Raw genomic sequence first — 18443 nt, forward strand, 5'->3', positions numbered from 1 at the left:
TGCGTTTCAACGAACTTCTGGTTCAAAGAAATCTTCCCAAATCCGCTTAGAAAAGTAGGAAACGACTTGGGACACACCCCAAAAAACAAGACTGATAAAGAAGGTTCTGCCCAGAGGCGCTCCCCAATCCCAATCGCCAATCGTGGACTGCAAAGAGAAAATCCCCGTCCCCTGCAAAAAAATCAATAAGGCAGAAGGAAACAGAAAGAGGAAATTATGGACAAACCATTCACGCACTTCCATCTGCAAAGGAGTGGCTTCATCTTTTGATACCACAGAATAGGCAAAGCCTCGAACAAGCGCCCGAAAAGAGAGATAGACAATGCCTAAAAGGGCAATCATGACCAAGGCCGCAACATTGCCAAAGACAACCCCAATCCCCCACAATGTCAGGCAAGCCATAAAGTCACCATTCCCCATGAAAAAGCCCCATAAAGGCCAAATCAATGCCCCAGGAATGATGTAGCAAATATTTGCCTTCACCCAATAGCGAAGCGCACCAAACACTTGGGTAAATACACGCCCCATCAAAGGCTTTTCAAAACTTTGATCTGCCCTAATGGCTTGGCGTTTTTCCTTTGTCTCTGAAAGTGTTTGACGTGCCAGCCTGAAAAGCCGTGAAATACTATCCGTCAAAACTGTCAATAAAATGGCCAATCCCCAGAAAACAAGCAGCTCCATCCCATAGGTAAAGCAAAATGTTTCCCAAGAACCCATCGCATAATCGCCCCGATCCTCTGGCGGAACTGTCCACCAAGCCTCAACGGCAATATCAATGGTCATGGAAAGCGCAAAGGGGAAAATATAAGCCACGAGCGCTTTGGCGGGCGTCAGCGGAACAAAATCGCCCAGCGGCAGCTGGCGTGCCTTTTTCCATGCCCGTCTAAGGCACAAAAACAAAAGCGAAATCAGATTTCCAATAAAAAACGGGACGAGCCAGTCATGAAGAAAACCCCGAAGGCTTTGCTCTAGGTCTGGAAATAAAAGATCCCACAAAGGGGCGGTCAGCGAGGCCGGAAATAAATAAAGGATATTGACCCAAAGCCAAGATTTTAAAAATCCTGGGGAGTTAGCCTGATAAGCCGCCATCTCATTGGTCATTTCTGTTTCAATCTTCATTCTGAACTCTACTTCACTTCTAAAATCTTGTGAGGCTGTTTGATATTATCGGTCAGAATAAAGTCCGAGGCAATAGGGCAAAAAAGAGGGCTTTTTTTTAAGAAAACCCCCTTCTTTAAAACAGTTTCAGGCTTTGCGGTTAGCCTTTTTGACATCTTCCTCGCCAGCTGGATCCCATGCCCAGCCACAATGCGGACAGCAATATTTCGTCGTGACATTTTCTTTTTCAGCATATTGCTCTAGCTCATGCTGCGTATATTTTTTACCGCACATTGGACATGAAATTTCCATAACGCTCACCCTTCCTCAAAACAACCACCCCATGGCGACATTATTGCCTCTTTTCCTTTAAAATCAATCCTCTAAAAGAATATCTTCTCAAAAGAGAAATCAAATTATTGCATGGAATATGGCTTTATATAACGGAACATGATGGCATAAATTTTTAAAATAGGCGCTGTTGTTGAAACATGCCTTCAAGCATCATTTCCGTAAATATCCTTCTTTTCTACCCGTAAAGCCCTGCCGAGTTTTGAATATTTTCGACCATAAAAATGATACAAAGATCCGCCTAAAAGCACATATAGGACGGCAAAAACAACAGGCATGGGATTCCCGTGCGCAAAAGCGGAAATCATATTTGCAAGCAAAGGAATAATCATCACTGAACAGCAAACAACCCCTAAAAGAGGCACAATTCCTATCCAAACCCCTCTCACATGAAAGGCAAAGAACGGCACCTTAAAAGGACGTTTTAATTCTGGCATTGTATTACGGCATATCATCACATTTAAACATATCATAATATATTCCGCCGCAATGCCGACACAGATAAAATCCCCTGTCATTTCAAAAGGAAAAATGGCCGTTATCAGCGCAACGACAAAACCGATGATCAATATCCCGCCCCACGGTACTCTTGATTTTTTAGAAATACGGGAAAAAAATTCAGGAATAAGTCCATCAAGCGACATTTTCATCAGCACGCGTGACTGCGCATAAAGATACCCGAACAGACCGCTGAACAGACCGATTGTCGCTCCTGTCATAATCAGGAATCCCAGCCAAGGTTTTTGCATCAATGCGGTTGCCAAGGCCAATGGATCAGAGACATCAAGCTTGTGATAAGGAACAATCCCGACCAAAACAATAGCAACAGCGATATAAAGCAGCGTACAAATCAATAAACAGCCAACAATACTCCACGGCATATCTCTCACAGGATTTTTTGCCTCCGCTGATGCGGAGGACACAGATTCAAAACCCGTATAAGCGAAAAATAAAAGGGAAGCAGCCCCTAAAACACCCCAAACACCATAATGAAGTCCGCCTTGCGAAGAGGGCAAAAATGGTAAAAAATTACCTTTTTGAACCCAAAAGCCTCCCATCACAACAAATAAGAGTAAAAGGCCAACCTTTAAAACAACAATCAAGCTATTGATGCGAGCTGTTTCCTCAATCCCCCGTAAAAGAAAAAATGTTACAATGACAACCGACAAAAATCCCAAACAGTCAAAACGCCACGCAAATGTTATCTGCGTGCCAAAAGCCCCTGCCAGACCAATCGTCGAGTGTACCAAAGCATCCGGCAAAGGGAGACAAAAACTTTTTAACAGAGCATTCGCATAACTTGAAAAACCAGCCGCCACCGCATTACAGGAAATACCAAACTGCAAAAGTGAAAACCATGCCGTCCATCACGCCGCACGCTCTCCCATAATCAGATAAACATAGGAATATCCTGACCCAGCAACAGGAAAGGCGGCGCAAAGTTCCCCATAGCAAAAAGCTGCAAAAAGGCATGGAATGCCTGCTAGCAAAAAAGAAATAATAACCGCAGGCCCTGCAAAATTAGCAGCGGCTGATCCCGTCGTGACATAAATTCCGGCTCCGACAACGGCGCCTACCCCCATTAAAATCAGCTGCGTTAAACTTAACCTCCGCTTTAAGCCCAGCACCTGTGTTTCCAGATAACTCTGTTCTATCCCTTTACGCCGCTTTTTAAGATTAGGCTGCATTTTAAAAATCCTTTTTTAATGAACATAACCTCCAAAACATTCCAAATCCCGACTGCCTCCAATGGTAAAAAGACAGGCGGGTAAAGCATCATGCACATGAAAAAAGAATAAAATTTCATTTCAATCTCTAAAATATCGACTTAAGGCACGAATATGATCTGGACGAATCCCGCAGCATCCACCGAGGAGCGTTGCCCCCTCCTGTGTCCACTCCTTTGCCCATTCAAGGTAATTTTCGGGTGTCATCTCTGAACGTATCTGATTAAGCGCCTCATTCGCATTTCCCTCATCACTCGCCTCATGAAAGGCATTGGCGCAAACGCCCAAACCAAGAGAAAGAGCGCTTCCCCTTAGATAGACTTTTGCCTCTCTCAAAGCTTGGGACATAACTTCAGGATGGCTGCAATTAAACAGAATATTTTCTGCCCCAAGCGCAATGGCTTTTTTGACGGCCTCTGTAATGCTTTCTCCAGACCGCAAAACTGATTTTTTATGAGAAGATTTTCCTAACGTTTCGACATCATCTGCCAGTGTGAAAGAAAGCCAAAGCGGTTTTTTATCGTGTGAAACAGCACGTGCTACCCCCTCTGCCTCTTTTAAACTGCTCAATGTTTCCCCTATCCAAATATCGGCATAAGGCGCCTGCCCTTCAATCAGCAAGGCATAAATTTCCTCTGCCTGCTTTGCATTAAAATGCTCTGGCTGATAAGAGGCCAGAGGGGGCAGACATCCTAGAATTTTAACCTTTCCTCCCGCTTCATCAACAGCTTTCCGTGCAAGCTTTCCAGCTAAGTCCGCTAAAAATAAGCCATCCTTTCGAAAGCGCTCCCAGCCAAGGTGAAAAGGCACAACGGCATAGCTATTTATCGTCAAAGTCTGAGCGCCAGCCTCAAGAAAAGATTTATGCACCTCTCTGACTTTTTCTGGCGCTTCGTAAAGGGCGAGTGCTGACCATTCCGGCTGACGAAAAGGAGCGCCAATACGACAAAGCTCACGCCCTGTTCCACCACTTAAAATTTTAATTTTATGTCCCATTTTATCTCCTGTTATTTTTGTAGAAAATTATCAATTTCTCTCTCAAAAGTGAGAATGAAACCCCTATTTTTCTGATCTTCAGGAATGCATTCAAAAAAATTCAACCCTTTATAGCCATCGGCATAAAGTTTCGTGAGGCGGATTTTTTTGGGAATTTTAAGGGCTTGCGAAGAAGTCATTTGCATCTCGGATTAGAAAGAATTATCTTGCAAACCCTACGTCTTTTTGAGGCTTCTGTTAAGCGTCGAAGAATGCGCTCCCATTTTCAGAATTTATAGAAGTCTGTTTTGTGACTGATACGCCGACTGTTTTGCCTGTTTCCAAATTTAAGCTCTCGCTTCAAGCTCTCATTACCATCGTCTCTTTTGCCAGTGCCTTCCCCTTTATCCAGATGGTGGAGCGTGGCGGTGTTGACGCCTCTGCCTTAACTGCCTTGCGCTACGGCTTTTCAGCGCTGTTTTTCCTGCCCTTTTGCTTTCATCGCAGATATTTACCAGAGAAAAAAGATTTACCCCGTATTCTTGTCTGCGCCTTGCTCGGAACAGCCCTCTATTCTTTTCTTCTCAATTATGGAGAAAAAAATGTTTCCGCCTCCGCTGCCAGCCTCATTGTTTCAGCCTGCCCGATTATCGCTGCGTTTATCGGAGCACTCTTTTTAAATGAGAAACTCTCAGCTTTTGGCTGGATCGGCTCTTTCATTGCCTTGGCGGGGGTGGCCATTGTCTGCTTTTCACATGGCGCAATTTCCGCTGAAGACCCGTATAGCCCTTTAATCGTCCTGCTCGCCTCCTGCTTTTCAGGCAGCTACACTGTTTTACAGCGCCCCATTGTTCAGCGCTATGGCGCTATGAAGACGCTTGGCTATATGACAGTCATAGCAGGGCTTTGCTCGCTTCCTTTTCTGCCGACAGGGCTTATGGAGCTTTCCCATAGCGACCTCACAACCCGTGTGAGCCTTGGACTTTTAGTCATTTGCCCTACCCTGATTGGCTATGGGTGCTGGGCCGCTTTTTGTGGCGAAATTGGGGGTGCAAAAGCAGGCATTATCCTTTACGCCATTCCGCCTATCACCATCATTCTTTCTATTTTCCTTGAGGGAGATCTTCCGACACTCCCTGTCCTCTTAGGCGGCGCAATCGCTTTAAGTGGCATGGCAGTAACAAAAATCCGAAAAAAGGCCTAAAATAAAATAAAAATGTTTTTTCTTAAAAACATTTCGATTATGTTCGGCCTCCTTGCCTCTGTTTACCTTTACTCGGGACGTCCTTGATTGCCTGAAATTACCCTCCCCAAAGCTTCGCAGCAAATTCTATCCACCCATCATGAATTTTCGCCGCCTCCAGAAGCAAAAGCCCATCCACTCAGCATTCTTATCCAGTCTGTTATCCTGCTGGGCTCCTGGTCTTTAGCCTTTCCTTTCATTCAGCTCGCACTCAAGGACGGCATGCACCCAGGGGAGCTGGCAAGCCTGCGCTATACTTTAGCGGCGGTTTTTCTCATTCCCTTTCTTTTTCTAAAATCTAAAAAATTGCCTTTTGCGGGAACGCTTCCGCAGAAAAAAGACTGGTGGCGGTTTGCGGTTTGCGGTTTGCTTGGCTTTGCCCTCTATAATCTTTTGCTTAATATTGGCGAAACCAGCATGACACCTTCCGCCTCATGCTTAATTAACTGCACAGCACCTATTTTTGCAGCCTTCCTCGGCATTATCTTTTGTAAGGATCATCTCACTTTATGGGGCTGGATTGGGGCAAGCGTGGCGCTTGGCGGTGTCGCCATTGTCGCTATGTCTAACGGTGCTGTTTCGGCCAGTAATCTTCAAGGGCCTCTTGTCCTGCTTTTAAGCTGTTTTCTTACGGCTATTTTTACTCTCTTGCAGCATCCTCTGATTCAGCGTTACGGGCCGATGTGTTCCCTTGCGTGGATTGTGCTGTTTGGAACACTCTGCCTGAGTATCTGGCTTCCATCTGGGATTGTCGAACTCTATCACGTCCCTCCAAAAACATTCTTAAATGTGTTGGGCTTAGCAATCTTCCCTTCTGTTTTGGGCTATGCTTGCTGGTCCTCTTTGGTTGGAAAATTAGGGGCTGCGAATGCGTGTATTTTACTTTATGGCGAACCGCCTCTAACCATCATTTCCTCTATTTTTCTCACAGGCGACCAGCTCACGCTCGGCATTGTCATTGGGGGAACAATTGTTTTAACAGGCATGTTTGTCGCTAGACTACGTCCTGTGCGCAATGCGCCAATTCTAAGGCGGAAACGGACAAAAAAGAAAAAACATTTTCGTCCATTTCACAATCATAAAAATTGCCATAGCCCTGATTGCAAACGTGCGCATCCTCCAAAAAGGAAACAGCCTTCTAGGCCACCTTCTGGCACACCCTAGAAAGCACGACCCCTGCAAGCACACCCAGCGCCAGATTTTGTGTTAACACAACGACCGTACTGGTTACCAAGACAACCCAAAAACTGGCGCTCAAAGGCTTTTTGATTTTTTGCAGGCTCTCCCATGAAAACGTGCTGATAGAGACCATCACCATAATCGCAACCAAAGCAGCGACAGGCACTTGCGCCACCCAATGATGCAAACTTAACATCAGAAACAGCAAAAACGCTCCTGAAACCAAAATCGACAGACGTCCTTTTCCGCCATAGCGCAAATTCCCAACCGTCTGGCCAATCATACCGCATCCGCCAATGCCGCCCACGAGTCCAGAAAGCATATTTGCAACGCCCAGCGCCCTCGCTTCCTGCCCTTGATGGCCAAGCGAATGGGTCTTTTCATCTGTAATTTCCAGTGTGAGTAAGGATTCCAAGACGCCAACCGCTGCCATCGCCAAAGAGGCTGGCAAAATAATCCCTAACGTCTGGAGATCCCAAGGTAAAGACGGAAAAGAAAAATGCGGTAAAGTCGTTGGCAAGTCGCCTAAATCGGCAATAGTCGGCACAGCAAGACCCGATAGGCTTGCCCCCAAAGTCAGCAGAAAAATACAAACCAAAGGCGAAGGAACAGAGGTAAAAAAGCGTGGCAAAAGATAAATAATCGCCAAACCTGCGCCTATCAATCCCCACCCCATCATAGAAGCTTTTAAAATATGGTGCATTTGCGCTGCGAAAATTAAAATAGCTAAACCATTGGCAAATCCTGTCACACTATCTTGAGAAATAAAGCGCATGAGGCGCTCCCCGCCTAAACAGCCAAACAAAAGCTGAAAAAAACCTGCTAATAAAGTCGCATAGGCCAAATAATCCAGCCCATGCTGATGCGCTAGCGGCGCAGCAACCAACGCAACAGAACCAGCTGCCCCTGAAATCATCCCCGGCCGTCCACCGATGAAAGCTAAGACAACCGCAATCGCAAATGTGGCAAACAGAGCAGAAGCTGGTGAAACGCCAGAGATATAAGAAAAAGCAATCACTTCAGGAATTAAAGCAAAAGTACTGACCATACCTGCTCCGACTTCCCGCAAAGGATGCCCATAGCACCAGCTATTGAAATAATTTTTCAATGAAAATCCCTACAAAAAAAGCCTCACAAAAGCGAGGCAGGTAAATTTTTAATCAATAACAAAAAACGCTAAACTTTAGTTAGAAAAGAAGAAAATTCTCTCTCTTTTTAATAATCCCAAAAATAAAAATGAGCCTCGGTGATACGGGAAGAAAACCACACATCTTGAGCTTCAGTAAGGGAGCAATAAGGACGATTTGAAGGAGAAACGGAGCCGACTTACCGAATGGGTAATGAGGCGAGTATCGCAAGACAAATAGGCCTTAGCGCCCCTCCGTTCAAATGAGCCTCGGTGATGCGGGAAGAGGTGCGGGAAAATCGAGAAGGAAAATTTTAGTGAACAGATGGTTCATGAACTTTCCCTCGCAGATTTAACCGTGCATATTCTCCATCAACGAGGCGAATAGATCAGTGATCGCCGAATAAATGCTTCAACGGCCCCACCGGACTATACTGCCCTGGCGCAACATACATATCGGCTGGCTCAGAAAGCATCGTTGCAAGCTCCATCAAAGGAGAAATCTTCTCTTCGAGCTTATCCATAAGATTGCGGATCTCTGGCGCTGTTTCCTCGGCAAAGAATTTGAACTCTTTACGTCTGTCATGCTTGGAGAGGTCTTGCTGATCGGCAATTTCAAACATTTTGCCTAAAAGCGCACCAATTTCGCCGACTTCTTCCTCAACAGCTTTATGGCCAAAGGCACGGCGGAGCTGAACAATGGCACGGCCAAGAGAAACGACATCTTTTGCGAGACGTGCCTGCTCCCTTTCTGGAATACCATCTGGGGAATTAGAAAGAAGATTTGTCACCGAATCAAGATGCTCTTGATAATCGTTCCAGGCTTTCCAACGGATTTGGGCAAGATCATTTTGGAATTGTTTGCTGACGACATCCTTCAATGCACGCACTGCAAGAAGCGTATTTTCTGCCGCATCATAGGTTTTTTCAGCAAGATGCCGCTGAATCTGGTTGAAATCTTCTTCATCAATATGAAGATTATCCGGCATAGTAACGTCTCCTTAACCGTAAATCATTTCCACCTTAGGCTTTTTCCTTTGCCTAAGATGAAATACCATAGCATGATTTTCAAAGAGAGAGGCCTAAAAATTTCCCCTCTCCTTAATCTCTCTAAGCGCCTTCAAAGACCTCGCGCGTGCGTTCAGAATAGGGCACATAACGGTCACGGGAAAAACCGATCCCTTCTGCAATAATTTTTCCTTTAATCTGCTCAAGAGCTGCCACGAGCGCTTCTTTTTGAGCCTCTTTGGCTTTTGCGGATAATTTTCCAACCAAATCCAACAAAGCTTCTTTTTCTGTTTTACCCTTCCCCTGTGCTTCAGGAAGAAGTTCTGCACCAAGCTCATGATCTGCTTTAGCTTCATAGAGTGCGCCCAAAACCTCACTTGGCTTATTTTCAACTTCTTCAACGTCTGGTTTAAAATTTAAACGTAAAAGCTGTTTGCCATAAGACACTTCGATTTTTCTATCTGTGCCATGGTGGCGATAGACTTGGACCATTGTTAAAACCCCGTTAGATTAAAAAGAAAGCCAATTTTTTGAACAAGCGCAATAAAATTCTAGCTACATGCAATCTATGTAAATATTCACACAAAACAATGCAATAAGGGGGAAAGCCTTTCTTAAAAAGAGACGAAAAATTTATCTGTTGCCAAGGATCCATTAAAATATCGTTTTAAAAATCACTTTAAAGCAAAGTGAAAACCTGAAATCTATGGTAAGAATCTTCATCCTTATGTTAAATTGAGGCCATGTCCTCCCAAAAGATATTTAAGTGTAGAGAAATTGCGTTTTATGTATTACGGCCTGCCTTCCTGTTATTCTCTTAAAAATCTTATAAAATCGATGAGGATTTTTGCAGCATCTTTTTGCGCTCTCACCTGCCTTTCCCAAGAGGCCTTGGCACAGGGGAACACGCCTATCCAAGAGCCAAATGCCCATGATGTGACACCGACCAAAGACCCCTCTGGCGGACTCAAAACAGCCCCGCCGCCGCCCATGATGACCCCAAGGGAGATGGAACGTGCGGCAGCTCAAAACCCGATGGCTTTTGCCAATGACCGCCCCCATATTCAGGAAAACATCATCTGGCCGCAGATTTTTAGAAATGATGGGGTCAGCAAACCGCCAGAACTTCTTTTAGCAGGCGCAACCCGTCCAAAAATTGTGGGAATTAGAAACGGGATCAACTTTAAAGAACTTAAAAAGCATAAACTTCCCCTGCAAGACCCAAGTGTCATTTTAGGCGAAGGGGCTTTTATCGTCTGGCCTGCTGTTCCAACCATTAAATACCAATTTACCCGCTTGGAAAAAACCAAAATTAACGGCAAGGAAACTCTGGTTAACACCATTATTCCTGTCTTTGATTTGCACGAAAAATTTGTTGAACTCAAAGATGTCCCTCAAGACCGCCGAAATGCCTTAAGCGCCACCCGTGTGATCCAAGTTGAAGGGACAAAGGGCAAGGCAACCTATATCCTTCATTGGGAGCGGGATGCGCCTCCAAATGTCTATGGACTCTTTCCAACCACTTTCAGCATGTATGCGCTCAGAGATGGTAAAACGATGGACGATTTTACCCCTTACAGCGATGGGCTTTACTGGACAGAGGAAATCCACCAGAAAGTCGGAAACTATTGCTCTGCCAACTTCCCAGCCAATATGTTTCTCAAAGGCGACCGCCGTCTGCAAGACCCTTGCCAAGATCCAAAAAAATAAACAGCAAGTGCTAGAGTGCTTTCAGATCTATGAAAGCACTTAACAAACGGGATGAAATTTCAGTAAGGCGGTAATAAGCGTCATTCCAGCGAGAAGCGGAGCCGATTTACCTAATGGGTAATGAGGCGAGCATCGCAGGTGAAAGGGCGCTTAGTGCCCCTTAATGAAGCTCATCAGTGGGTAATTTTCGCCGAAGACAAATAACCCCATCCCTCACAATCGCCTTCTCTCCAGAAGGCCCTGTTGCAATGCGGTTTAAATCCGCAACACAGATTTTTTCCCATTCTTCGGAAACGAGACCCAAGGAATTAAAAGCACTTTCAGGAGAAGGGGGCGTAAAGCGCATCGGCCAAGACCAAGGCGGACGGGAAACATGGCTTGTCGTTAGAAAAATCCCCCCGTCTCTGACAAACTCTGCCGCTTTTTTCAGAATGCGGTTACGTGCGAATGGCACAGGCGATTCAAAAAACTGGGCAGAGACGAGATCATATTTATCTTCTGGAAATTCGAGGTCCAGATCAGCGCAGACAAAATGAATTTTTTGACTAATTTTTGCACCGGCTTGATCTGCTAAAATGCGTGCCTGTTCCAAGGCCGATTGAGAAATATCCGCCCCGACAACCTCAAACCCTTGCTGCGCAAGCCAAATAGAATCTTCGCCTCGGCCACAGCCAATATCCAATGCTTTTCCACCTTGCAGCGCAAGTCTTTCCACAAAATGTTTTAAACGGGGTCGTGGGGAGTGAAAGGCTTTTCCGACCTCTTTTCGATATCGTCTTTCCCAAAACTCTTTTAAATTTTCTTCTGGCAGGGGATTCGATTTCGCCTCTACGTTACTCACTGGATACGCCTCTTCTACTTACTCTAACCTGTTCTAGAACAGGCAAAATAGCAGTTAATTCATCGTCCTATCCCTTTAAAGGACAGAAGAATCTCCACTCGCCTTGTTTGTGCGTGATTCTGAGGAGAAAAACAAGGAAAAAAGAAGTGGCTGAGGACTCTCTCCACAGCCACCTCTTTCCAAAATATCGAGTTAAAAAACGCTTATTTTATGCGCCTTTAAGAGAATTTCAGCGATCCAAAGGACGTGGTGGAATTTTGGTCGCTGGGTCTTGAGAAGCCAAAACAGCCTCCTCTTCTGCCCCCCGAATGCCAAAATCTTTTTCATCTGTTGGCGCTGCGCCGTCCGCATGTTGTGAGACCGCATCATAATTTTTCTCAACAGGCACAACTTTTTTCTGTGCGTATGTTTCTGTCATGACATCATCCCCTTTTCTTTCATTTTGAAAAACAGAAGAATCGGTACTGCCATCAAAAAGACACCATCCCCAACCCTTCCTTTTTATCTAAAATCACTCTCTAAAAAGGATGCAAGGCTTTTTTCATAAAATTGAAAATAAACTTCAATACCACACCGCCACAGAGAAAAAAGACTTTCGGAAACAAGCTCTTTTCAAAAAGATAAAAATCAAGATAAAGTCAAAGACATCCGCTTTTCAAGCCCCCTTCTCCAGCCTTCAAAGCCCCAAAATGTTTCACGCAATTTGCCAACATATCTTTGATTTTATTATGAATTTTCCTTTTGATCTGCTTGCAGATGATTAAGGTCTGTTCCATCCTCTAAATCATCATCCGTCTCTTCGGCCTCGGTGTCTTCGCCTGTGGAATTTTTACCTTTTTTCCGACCGCCGTCAATAAACATGCCTCGGGCGACTTTTCCCATTTGACTGGCCATATAGCTAGCCCATGCGCCACTGATAAAACCGCCTGCAATCGGCAAAAAACGTCCAAACCCGACAGCGCCAGCGCCACCAACGACGCCCGCAGGACTAAAACGGGCCATCGCCTGCAATCCTAAACCTTTTTGCAAGAGTAAAATAACCTCATGACTCATGCCTGAAAGCATCGCAGCGCTGACTTTTCCGCCAGCTTTAATCCCGGCAGAGGTGAAAATCTTTTTCGCATTTTTTCCAGCAAGGCAGATATAGCAAAGGGTTTTCACCCGAGGATCATGCACATTATAACCGCCAATCACCGCAATGACGGTAATCATGCGAAGCTGAATATATAACCCCATCAAAAGGCCAAACGGCAATGTCAGCGGCAGAAACATCAATCCGCCAAAATTCATGCAAAAACCATTAACACCCGCTTTGGATTCTTGTGCCAAGATTAAAGCCTCTACAGCTTTCACAGGATCGTTCTGATGGTGCTTGAGATAATACGCCCCGAGCTCCTCAACACTTTTAATAACCCACAACCCTTTAAGGGATTTCGCATAAGCCCATTCAAGCGTTTTAATAATCCAAGAAGATGAATTTTTTGAGCTGGAAGGCTTTGCCTTCTCTGGTACGGTTTGAGTCTCTTCCTCTGAAGATGGCATAAATACCCCTCCTTTAGAGGCAATCTCATCTTAACTTCACATAGGGTGCAAAAAAAATGGGCAAAGGTTACCCTCTGCCCATTTTTCAAACTTAAAAAGCTTACGCTTTGTCAGCTTCTTCATCTGCTGTTGAGCGTGCAAGATCATGCTGCGCATTTTTCTCGCCGACCAATTTAGAAACGGTAGAAGCATTTGGGTTGGCTTCGTCAAAAGCTTCACGTTCTGCGAAAACTTTTTCACCTTCGTTGCCGAGTTCAATACCTTCTTTACCATAGATTTTCTCAATGGATTCTGTGCGAGCTTCGTCAGAAAGACCTTTATCGCCTTCAACAGATTTAACTGTATCAGTCATCATCATTCTCCTTAATTTTAAACCAAATCTCTATGAAAAGTGATCCTTGCAAACCAGCCTTTCATTTCTCAAGCTTACCTCAACCTTTTTAGCTGTTTTCGTCAATCAAAATTTTTCTTTCCCCTGAAATAAAGAGACTTTTTCGCTGAAAACCTTATATTTTTAAGCTTTTTCCTGTATGGCTGGGCAGGAGTGCCGTCTTTATTGGCCTTAATTTGTTATTTTAAAAGTTAAGTTTTCGTTTTAATGCCCCCTAAAATCCGTCGTCTCCTCCCCGGTGAAATCAAGACAGAAATGTTGAAATTGATTGAGGAGGCCTCGGAAATCCGCATCGCCGTTGCTTGGGCTCAAGCAGGCCACGAAGTTGAGAATGCCCTGCGGAAAAACCCCAAAAAGATTAAACAGCTCGTTGTCGGTATGGACTTTAACGGCACAGACCCCGCTTTTTTAGGTTTTTATCACAAATCCCATCTCGCCCTTGGCCGGGCAACAGGTACATTTCATCCCAAAATATATTATTTCCGAAATGGCAAAAATGCAGCCTGTATTGAAGGAAGCAGTAACTTCACCAAAAGCGCTTTTGAGCGCAATGCCGAATCAGGCACGCTCATTGTCGGCCATGTTCAAGATGAGTTTTTTCGGAAAACCCGCTTTCTAATCAATGAATATGCAGAAAATGGCGCAAAACTGAAACCGTCCGAACTGGTTGGCTATGAAACCATTGCCGCAGCACTCAAAAAACAGGAAAAACAGCAAACGAAACTGGCTGAAAAACGCCGCCGTCAGAAAGAGAAAGAACAAAAAAGAAAGCGGAAAGCGGCGCAGAAAAAATTTAACACGCAGGCTCGAAAAAAACAGCGTCCCCAAAAGCCAAAACTGTTTAAAAAACCTAAAATAACCCTGCCTTCTCTCCTTTTTTCGCTTTTCTTCAAAAAGAAATCTCGCAAATCCTTTTTAGGAATACGGTCTAAATTTCTGCTTCTCCTCGCAGTTTTAGGGGCTTTGTTCTATTTCCATCCTTTTTTAAAGGATACACAGAACCACCCAGATTCACGGACACACCATCATCAAGCAAGCCTTTTCTAACCCGATAAAGAGAAAGCCCTTCTCAATTTTCCCAGAACAGGCTAATTTTCTTCTTATTCTTATCCTGCTCCTCACATTCTGCCGATGAAAGATGCCTTTCACATGCAAAATCCGTCCATCTCCTCTCTCGAAACCCTCCAAAAACAGCTGAAAACGCAAAATTTCCAAGCAAAACCAGAACTGATTGAAAGTACTTATACAGCCCTCGCTTCCCAGTGGGATCGTGTTTATTTGGAAGCCTCCTCCCCGCAAGCGCTTGGAGAGAAACTTCATATTGCCGCCCTCATGGGCTATGCGCCTGTTGGCGAAGTGCAAATTCAAATCCGCTCTGCGATTCAAACAGATGCCTCACATTTTTATAAACATCTCTTTTTACAAGCAGTTCAAAAGAAAACGCTTACAGAAGAAACGGCAACGCCTGCCGTCTCTGCGCCTGCAACACCCCAAAATTAACGCCGAAACGCTTTCCCTGACAGCCATCATTTTAAGATAAATGCCGCCATGCTTTCAGCCCTTCTAAAAGGGCTTGGAAAGCCGCAGATTTATAGCGCTTGCCTGGATAATAAAGGGCATAGCCCGGCAAGACAGGCTCCCAGCCTTTCAAAACCTGTACCAACTTCCCTGATTCAATGCTTCTTAGCACAGAATGGCTTGGCAGACAGGCAATGCCCATCTGATCCAAGCTTGCCTGCAAAAGCATTTCTGGCTGTGTCGAGGCAAAAGCGCCTTTGGGCGTGAATTTCAATTTTTCTTTTGTCGCTTGGTTTTCCAAGGGCCATAGCCAGATTCTGCCGCTTTCGCCAATTAAAAGATTAAGACATTGATGCAACATTAAATCTTTTGGCGCTTTGGGAACGCCATGCGCCTTTAAATAAGCAGGAGATGCCACCAAAAACATTGCAAGCCGATCACTTAGTTTAAGGGAAATCATATCTTTTTCGATGAGTCCTGCGGTTCGAATGCCAGCATCCAGCCCGTCCTTCACAAGATTATGAAAGGCGTTATCCACCAAAACCTCTATCTGAATTTCAGGGTAATTCGGCAAAAAAGATTTCAAAAATGGAAAAAGAAAATAATTTGCGGCATCTGGCGGTGCGGTCAGACGGATTTTCCCAGAAGGCAAACTGTTTTTTGTTTTTGAAAACGCCAAAATCTCCCCGAGCTTTTCCTGCGCTGGCGCTAAAACAGCAACCATCTCAAGCGCAGCCTGCGTTAAAGAAAGCGATCTTGTCGTACGGGAAAGCAGCTTCATTCCCAACCGATCCTCTAACGCTTTCACACGCTGGCTTAGAGCAGACTGGGTCATCCCTAAGGCACTTGCCGCCTTTGTAAAACTGCCAGAAATCTTAATTTGGGACAGAAGGGATAAATCGCCTAGGTCTCGGGAAGAAATCACTTTGAAACCTCATTCATTCGTTTTTCTAATAAGGGCTATAAAGATTATGCCCTTTTACCAAAAAACAAAAAAGCTATTTTCCATGTATGAACCTTAACCAAGAGGATTTAACCATGGCTCAAAAAATTTCCTTTCAAAACAGTAACAATCCCGACATTTCAATGTCTGCTTTGCTTTTTCTTCCCCCTCATTTTGATAAAACGGCAAAATATCCTGCAATCGTTGTGACCCATCCTGCTGGGGGCGTAAAAGAGCAGACTTCTGGCCTCTACGCCTCAAAATTCGCAGAAGAGGGCTTTGTCACCCTTGCCTTTGACGCCTCCTATCAAGGCGAAAGCAGTGGCACGCCCCGCCAGCTTGAAAATCCGTATATCCGCACGGAAGACATCAGTGCCGTCATTGATTATCTCCTGACACTTGATTATGTAAACGGGGACAAAATCGCTGCCTTTGGGATTTGCGCAGGCGGTGGCTATACCGTGAACGCTGCGATCAATGATCCCCGTATCAAAGTCTTAGGGGGTGCAAGCGCTGCTGATTTTGGCAAAGTCTTCCGAGAAGGATGGGATGGCCATTCCAATATGGAAGCCTCCTTTCCGTTCTTAGAGGTAGGCGCAAATGCCCGAACCTTGAAAGTTCAAGGCAAAAAGGCCGACATGATTCCCCTTGCGCCTCTTAAAAAAGAAGATGCGCAAAATGAAGATATGGCTGAACTTTGGGAATATTACCATACTGAACGGGCACAACAGCCAACCTCACCTAGCGTCATGACGGCACGAAGCCTTAACCAGCTTGTGACCTATCAGGCTTTTGGCCTTGCTGAAATTTTCCTGCGTCAACCTGTGATTTTATCAGTTGGCGATCGTGCAGGAACAGCTTGGATGAGTAAAGAACTCGTCAAAAAGGCCAAGAATAGCAAAGAAGCAAAACTTATCCTTGTTGAAAATGCGAACCATCCCGATCTTTACGACAGACCTGCCGCAACGGCAAAAGTCGCAAAAGAAACCATTCACTTTTTCAAAAAGCATCTCGAACTCTAAAACAACAAAGGGGGAAGATTTTCTTCCCCCAACCCCTCTAGCAAAGCAAATTGTAAAATCCCATATTGAAGGAGAAAGATAAGGCGCAGCAGGCGCAATTCAGGGAGATGAAAATGGCTCAAAAACTTGCAGAAATCATCGCAAAAATCGAAGGCAACGGCAAAGAATATGACCGTGATTTAATTTCGAAAGCCTATGGCGATCTCTCCCATAATTTCAAACGAATTTATCTGGAAGATAAAAATCTTTCTGACCTCTCTCTCCAAGTAGAGGTCGCCTACCATCTCGGCTATCATCCAATCGGCGATATTAAAATCCAAACCACCAGAGAACCCAATAAAGATGGCGTTTTAGAAGATAAAACCCTCTATGTCCAAGCTCTCGAAAAAATCGGCTGAAATAGGCTGCTTTCTCAAAAGAGGCATAATCTTCTCAAATGGACAGTAATAGCGCCCCTAATGATGCAAAGAAACAGAATAAGTTAAGGGTAAAGGCTAAGGAAAAACTTTGAGGTAGCAGGAAGGCGGGAATAGGATTGGAGTTGTCGAGAAGCGGAGCCGATTTACCTTATGGGTAATGAGACGAGCATCGCAGACAAAAACAAGCATAGTCCCCCTTAATAAAGCGAAACACTAAGCAAGTATAAGGGTGAAGGCGTGCAGGCAAGTCGAACCGAGGGAGGCGGAGTTATCAAATAGATAATGACCCGACCGAGGTGAGATGCAACTGTGCGCCTTCGCCCTTAGACGAAGCTTAGCAGATGCGGGGGAGAGGCTCTGCATGAGGCAGATCCAACGTCCTCCCCACCCCATAAGCCCCTTTAAGCTGCACATTAGAGCCCTCAATCATTTGACCGATGACAGCGGCATCTTTGCCGAGAGAATGGGCTTTAAGCGCTGTTAGAACGGCCTCTTTGGCCTCTGGCGCTACGGCAAGAACGAGCTTGCCTTCATTGGCAAAGTTAATGGGGTCAAGGCCGAGCAAGGCACACAGCCCTCTTACGGGCGCTTTGACGGGGAGCAGATTTTCATCAATTTCAGCCCCACAGCCAGAAGAGCGGACAAATTCATGCACAATGGCATTCACACCGCCTCTTGTGGCATCCCGAAGCGCCCGAACGCCTGAAATACCTCGCAATCCCGCAATCATTGGCTCCAACACAGCGCAATCGCTGGTCACTTCCAAAGACATGCCTAAATTTTCACGCAAATTCAAAATTGTTGCGCCATGATCCCCAAGGGTTCCGCTGACAATCAAAAAATCGCCTTTTTGGATTTTATGGGCGTCCCACTCCAATTTTGTTGGAATAACGCCAATCCCTGCTGTATTGATGAAAATCTTATCCGCTGCGCCTTTTTGAACGACTTTGGTGTCGCCTGTTACGATTTCAATTCCTGCTTTTTTAGCGGTTTCTGCCATGGACTCTACAACTTGCTTTAAAAGTTCAAACGGCAGACCTTCCTCTAAAATAAAACCGCAAGAAAGAAATTTCGGCACAGCACCGCCGACCGATAAATCATTGGCCGTTCCGCAAACTGCAAGCTTTCCAATATTTCCACCCGGAAAAGTAATCGGATCAATCACATAGCTATCGGTTGTAAAGGCCAGCCTATCGCCTGATTTAGAAAGCTCCTCCAGCGCAATACGCGCCTGATCCTCTCTCTGATCTAACTTAGGATTAGAAAAAGACGGCAGAAAAAGTTCCTCAAGCAACTGTTCCATTGCAGCGCCACCACTGCCATGCGCCATGCTAATTACTTTTTCTTTTT

The 18443-nt window shown here is 45.0% G+C and carries 18 protein-coding genes and 1 pseudogene; 7 read left to right on the top strand and 12 right to left on the bottom strand.

From position 1 onward, the window contains the following. Nucleotides 1-6: 6 nt before the first annotated feature. From FAI40_03465 to FAI40_03475, 3 genes and pseudogenes are all read right to left on the bottom strand, one after another. Complete coding sequence (locus tag FAI40_03465) at nt 7-1119, bottom strand: hypothetical protein (GenBank protein QCE34473.1); 1113 nt, start codon at nt 1117-1119, stop codon at nt 7-9. Between the two features lie 476 nt (nt 1120-1595). Beyond that, nucleotides 1596-3137, bottom strand: a pseudogene (locus FAI40_03470) (amino acid permease). Between the two features lie 120 nt (nt 3138-3257). Continuing rightward, entirely contained in the window at nt 3258-4172 is a 915-nt protein-coding gene (locus FAI40_03475; protein ID QCE34474.1) for a homocysteine S-methyltransferase family protein, read from the bottom strand. Between the two features lie 289 nt (nt 4173-4461). Here FAI40_03475 and FAI40_03480 point away from each other — a divergent pair, with 289 nt between their 5' ends. Beyond that, nucleotides 4462-5355 (top strand): DMT family transporter, encoded by an 894-nt coding sequence (locus FAI40_03480; protein ID QCE34475.1) that lies wholly within the window; start codon nt 4462-4464, stop codon nt 5353-5355. An 87-nt stretch (nt 5356-5442) separates the two neighbouring features. Beyond that, entirely contained in the window at nt 5443-6558 is a 1116-nt protein-coding gene (locus FAI40_03485; GenBank protein QCE34476.1) for a DMT family transporter, read from the top strand. Here FAI40_03485 and FAI40_03490 read toward each other — a convergent pair. The 3 genes from FAI40_03490 to FAI40_03500 form a co-directional block, all read right to left on the bottom strand. Continuing rightward, a complete protein-coding gene (locus FAI40_03490; protein ID QCE34477.1) occupies nt 6533-7681 on the bottom strand; it encodes a SulP family inorganic anion transporter in 1149 nt (382 codons plus the stop codon). The genes FAI40_03485 and FAI40_03490 overlap by 26 nt on opposite strands. A 407-nt stretch (nt 7682-8088) precedes the next feature. After that, nucleotides 8089-8688 (bottom strand): hypothetical protein, encoded by a 600-nt coding sequence (locus tag FAI40_03495; GenBank protein QCE34478.1) that lies wholly within the window; start codon nt 8686-8688, stop codon nt 8089-8091. A gap of 121 nt (nt 8689-8809) precedes the next feature. Beyond that, on the bottom strand, nt 8810-9199 hold the full coding sequence (locus FAI40_03500; protein ID QCE34479.1) for a hypothetical protein: 390 nt from the start codon (nt 9197-9199) through the stop codon (nt 8810-8812). A 345-nt stretch (nt 9200-9544) separates the two neighbouring features. On the opposite strand from FAI40_03500, the gene FAI40_03505 reads away from it, so the two are divergent. Next, nucleotides 9545-10417: a hypothetical protein gene (locus tag FAI40_03505; protein QCE34480.1), complete on the top strand. Its 873-nt coding sequence runs from the start codon at nt 9545-9547 to the stop codon at nt 10415-10417. A 160-nt stretch (nt 10418-10577) separates the two neighbouring features. Here the strand turns inward: FAI40_03505 and FAI40_03510 are convergent, their stop codons facing one another. The 4 genes from FAI40_03510 to FAI40_03525 form a co-directional block, all read right to left on the bottom strand. Continuing rightward, the gene (locus FAI40_03510) at nt 10578-11258 is read right to left on the bottom strand and encodes a class I SAM-dependent methyltransferase (protein ID QCE34481.1); all 681 of its coding nucleotides are present in this window, start codon (nt 11256-11258) and stop codon (nt 10578-10580) included. Between the two features lie 229 nt (nt 11259-11487). Continuing rightward, the gene (locus FAI40_03515) at nt 11488-11676 is read right to left on the bottom strand and encodes a hypothetical protein (protein QCE34482.1); all 189 of its coding nucleotides are present in this window, start codon (nt 11674-11676) and stop codon (nt 11488-11490) included. 308 nt (nt 11677-11984) lie between these two features. Then, on the bottom strand, nt 11985-12800 hold the full coding sequence (locus FAI40_03520; protein ID QCE34483.1) for a hypothetical protein: 816 nt from the start codon (nt 12798-12800) through the stop codon (nt 11985-11987). Between the two features lie 100 nt (nt 12801-12900). After that, entirely contained in the window at nt 12901-13152 is a 252-nt protein-coding gene (locus tag FAI40_03525) for a hypothetical protein (GenBank protein QCE34484.1), read from the bottom strand. A 246-nt stretch (nt 13153-13398) separates the two neighbouring features. Between FAI40_03525 and FAI40_03530 the strand changes: the two genes are divergently transcribed. Further along, nucleotides 13399-14238 carry a hypothetical protein gene (locus FAI40_03530; protein QCE34485.1) on the top strand — a complete coding sequence of 280 codons (840 nt, stop codon included), beginning with the start codon at nt 13399-13401 and terminating at the stop codon, nt 14236-14238. 102 nt (nt 14239-14340) lie between these two features. Beyond that, nucleotides 14341-14691 (top strand): hypothetical protein, encoded by a 351-nt coding sequence (locus tag FAI40_03535; protein ID QCE34486.1) that lies wholly within the window; start codon nt 14341-14343, stop codon nt 14689-14691. Between the two features lie 31 nt (nt 14692-14722). On the opposite strand, the gene FAI40_03540 is transcribed toward FAI40_03535, so the two are convergent. Next, nucleotides 14723-15634 (bottom strand): LysR family transcriptional regulator, encoded by a 912-nt coding sequence (locus FAI40_03540; protein QCE34487.1) that lies wholly within the window; start codon nt 15632-15634, stop codon nt 14723-14725. Nucleotides 15635-15747: 113 nt separating this feature from the next. On the opposite strand from FAI40_03540, the gene FAI40_03545 reads away from it, so the two are divergent. Both FAI40_03545 and FAI40_03550 read left to right on the top strand, forming a co-directional pair. Continuing rightward, the gene (locus tag FAI40_03545; protein ID QCE34488.1) at nt 15748-16674 is read left to right on the top strand and encodes an alpha/beta hydrolase; all 927 of its coding nucleotides are present in this window, start codon (nt 15748-15750) and stop codon (nt 16672-16674) included. A 113-nt stretch (nt 16675-16787) separates the two neighbouring features. Then, nucleotides 16788-17072, top strand: a complete 285-nt coding sequence (locus FAI40_03550; GenBank protein QCE34489.1) for a hypothetical protein — start codon at nt 16788-16790, stop codon at nt 17070-17072. Between the two features lie 355 nt (nt 17073-17427). Here FAI40_03550 and hypE read toward each other — a convergent pair whose 3' ends face one another. Continuing rightward, complete coding sequence (hypE, locus tag FAI40_03555) at nt 17428-18423, bottom strand: hydrogenase expression/formation protein HypE (protein ID QCE35735.1); 996 nt, start codon at nt 18421-18423, stop codon at nt 17428-17430. Between the last annotated feature and the right edge of the window lie 20 nt (nt 18424-18443).

It is taken from the genome of Acetobacteraceae bacterium, assembly GCA_004843345.1.
GTDB lineage: Bacteria > Pseudomonadota > Alphaproteobacteria > Acetobacterales > Acetobacteraceae.

Coding starts and splice junctions, on each gene's coding strand:
- FAI40_03495 (QCE34478.1), bottom strand. CDS start 8,688: ATGCCGGATAATCTTCATATTGATGAAGAAGATTTCAACCAGATTCAG.
- FAI40_03520 (QCE34483.1), bottom strand. CDS start 12,800: ATGCCATCTTCAGAGGAAGAGACTCAAACCGTACCAGAGAAGGCAAAG.
- FAI40_03475 (QCE34474.1), bottom strand. CDS start 4,172: ATGGGACATAAAATTAAAATTTTAAGTGGTGGAACAGGGCGTGAGCTT.
- FAI40_03505 (QCE34480.1), top strand. CDS start 9,545: ATGAGGATTTTTGCAGCATCTTTTTGCGCTCTCACCTGCCTTTCCCAA.
- FAI40_03530 (QCE34485.1), top strand. CDS start 13,399: ATGCCCCCTAAAATCCGTCGTCTCCTCCCCGGTGAAATCAAGACAGAA.
- FAI40_03500 (QCE34479.1), bottom strand. CDS start 9,199: ATGGTCCAAGTCTATCGCCACCATGGCACAGATAGAAAAATCGAAGTG.
- FAI40_03515 (QCE34482.1), bottom strand. CDS start 11,676: ATGACAGAAACATACGCACAGAAAAAAGTTGTGCCTGTTGAGAAAAAT.
- FAI40_03465 (QCE34473.1), bottom strand. CDS start 1,119: ATGAAGATTGAAACAGAAATGACCAATGAGATGGCGGCTTATCAGGCT.
- FAI40_03535 (QCE34486.1), top strand. CDS start 14,341: ATGCAAAATCCGTCCATCTCCTCTCTCGAAACCCTCCAAAAACAGCTG.
- FAI40_03525 (QCE34484.1), bottom strand. CDS start 13,152: ATGACTGATACAGTTAAATCTGTTGAAGGCGATAAAGGTCTTTCTGAC.
- hypE (QCE35735.1), bottom strand. CDS start 18,423: ATGGCGCATGGCAGTGGTGGCGCTGCAATGGAACAGTTGCTTGAGGAA.
- FAI40_03550 (QCE34489.1), top strand. CDS start 16,788: ATGGCTCAAAAACTTGCAGAAATCATCGCAAAAATCGAAGGCAACGGC.
- FAI40_03545 (QCE34488.1), top strand. CDS start 15,748: ATGGCTCAAAAAATTTCCTTTCAAAACAGTAACAATCCCGACATTTCA.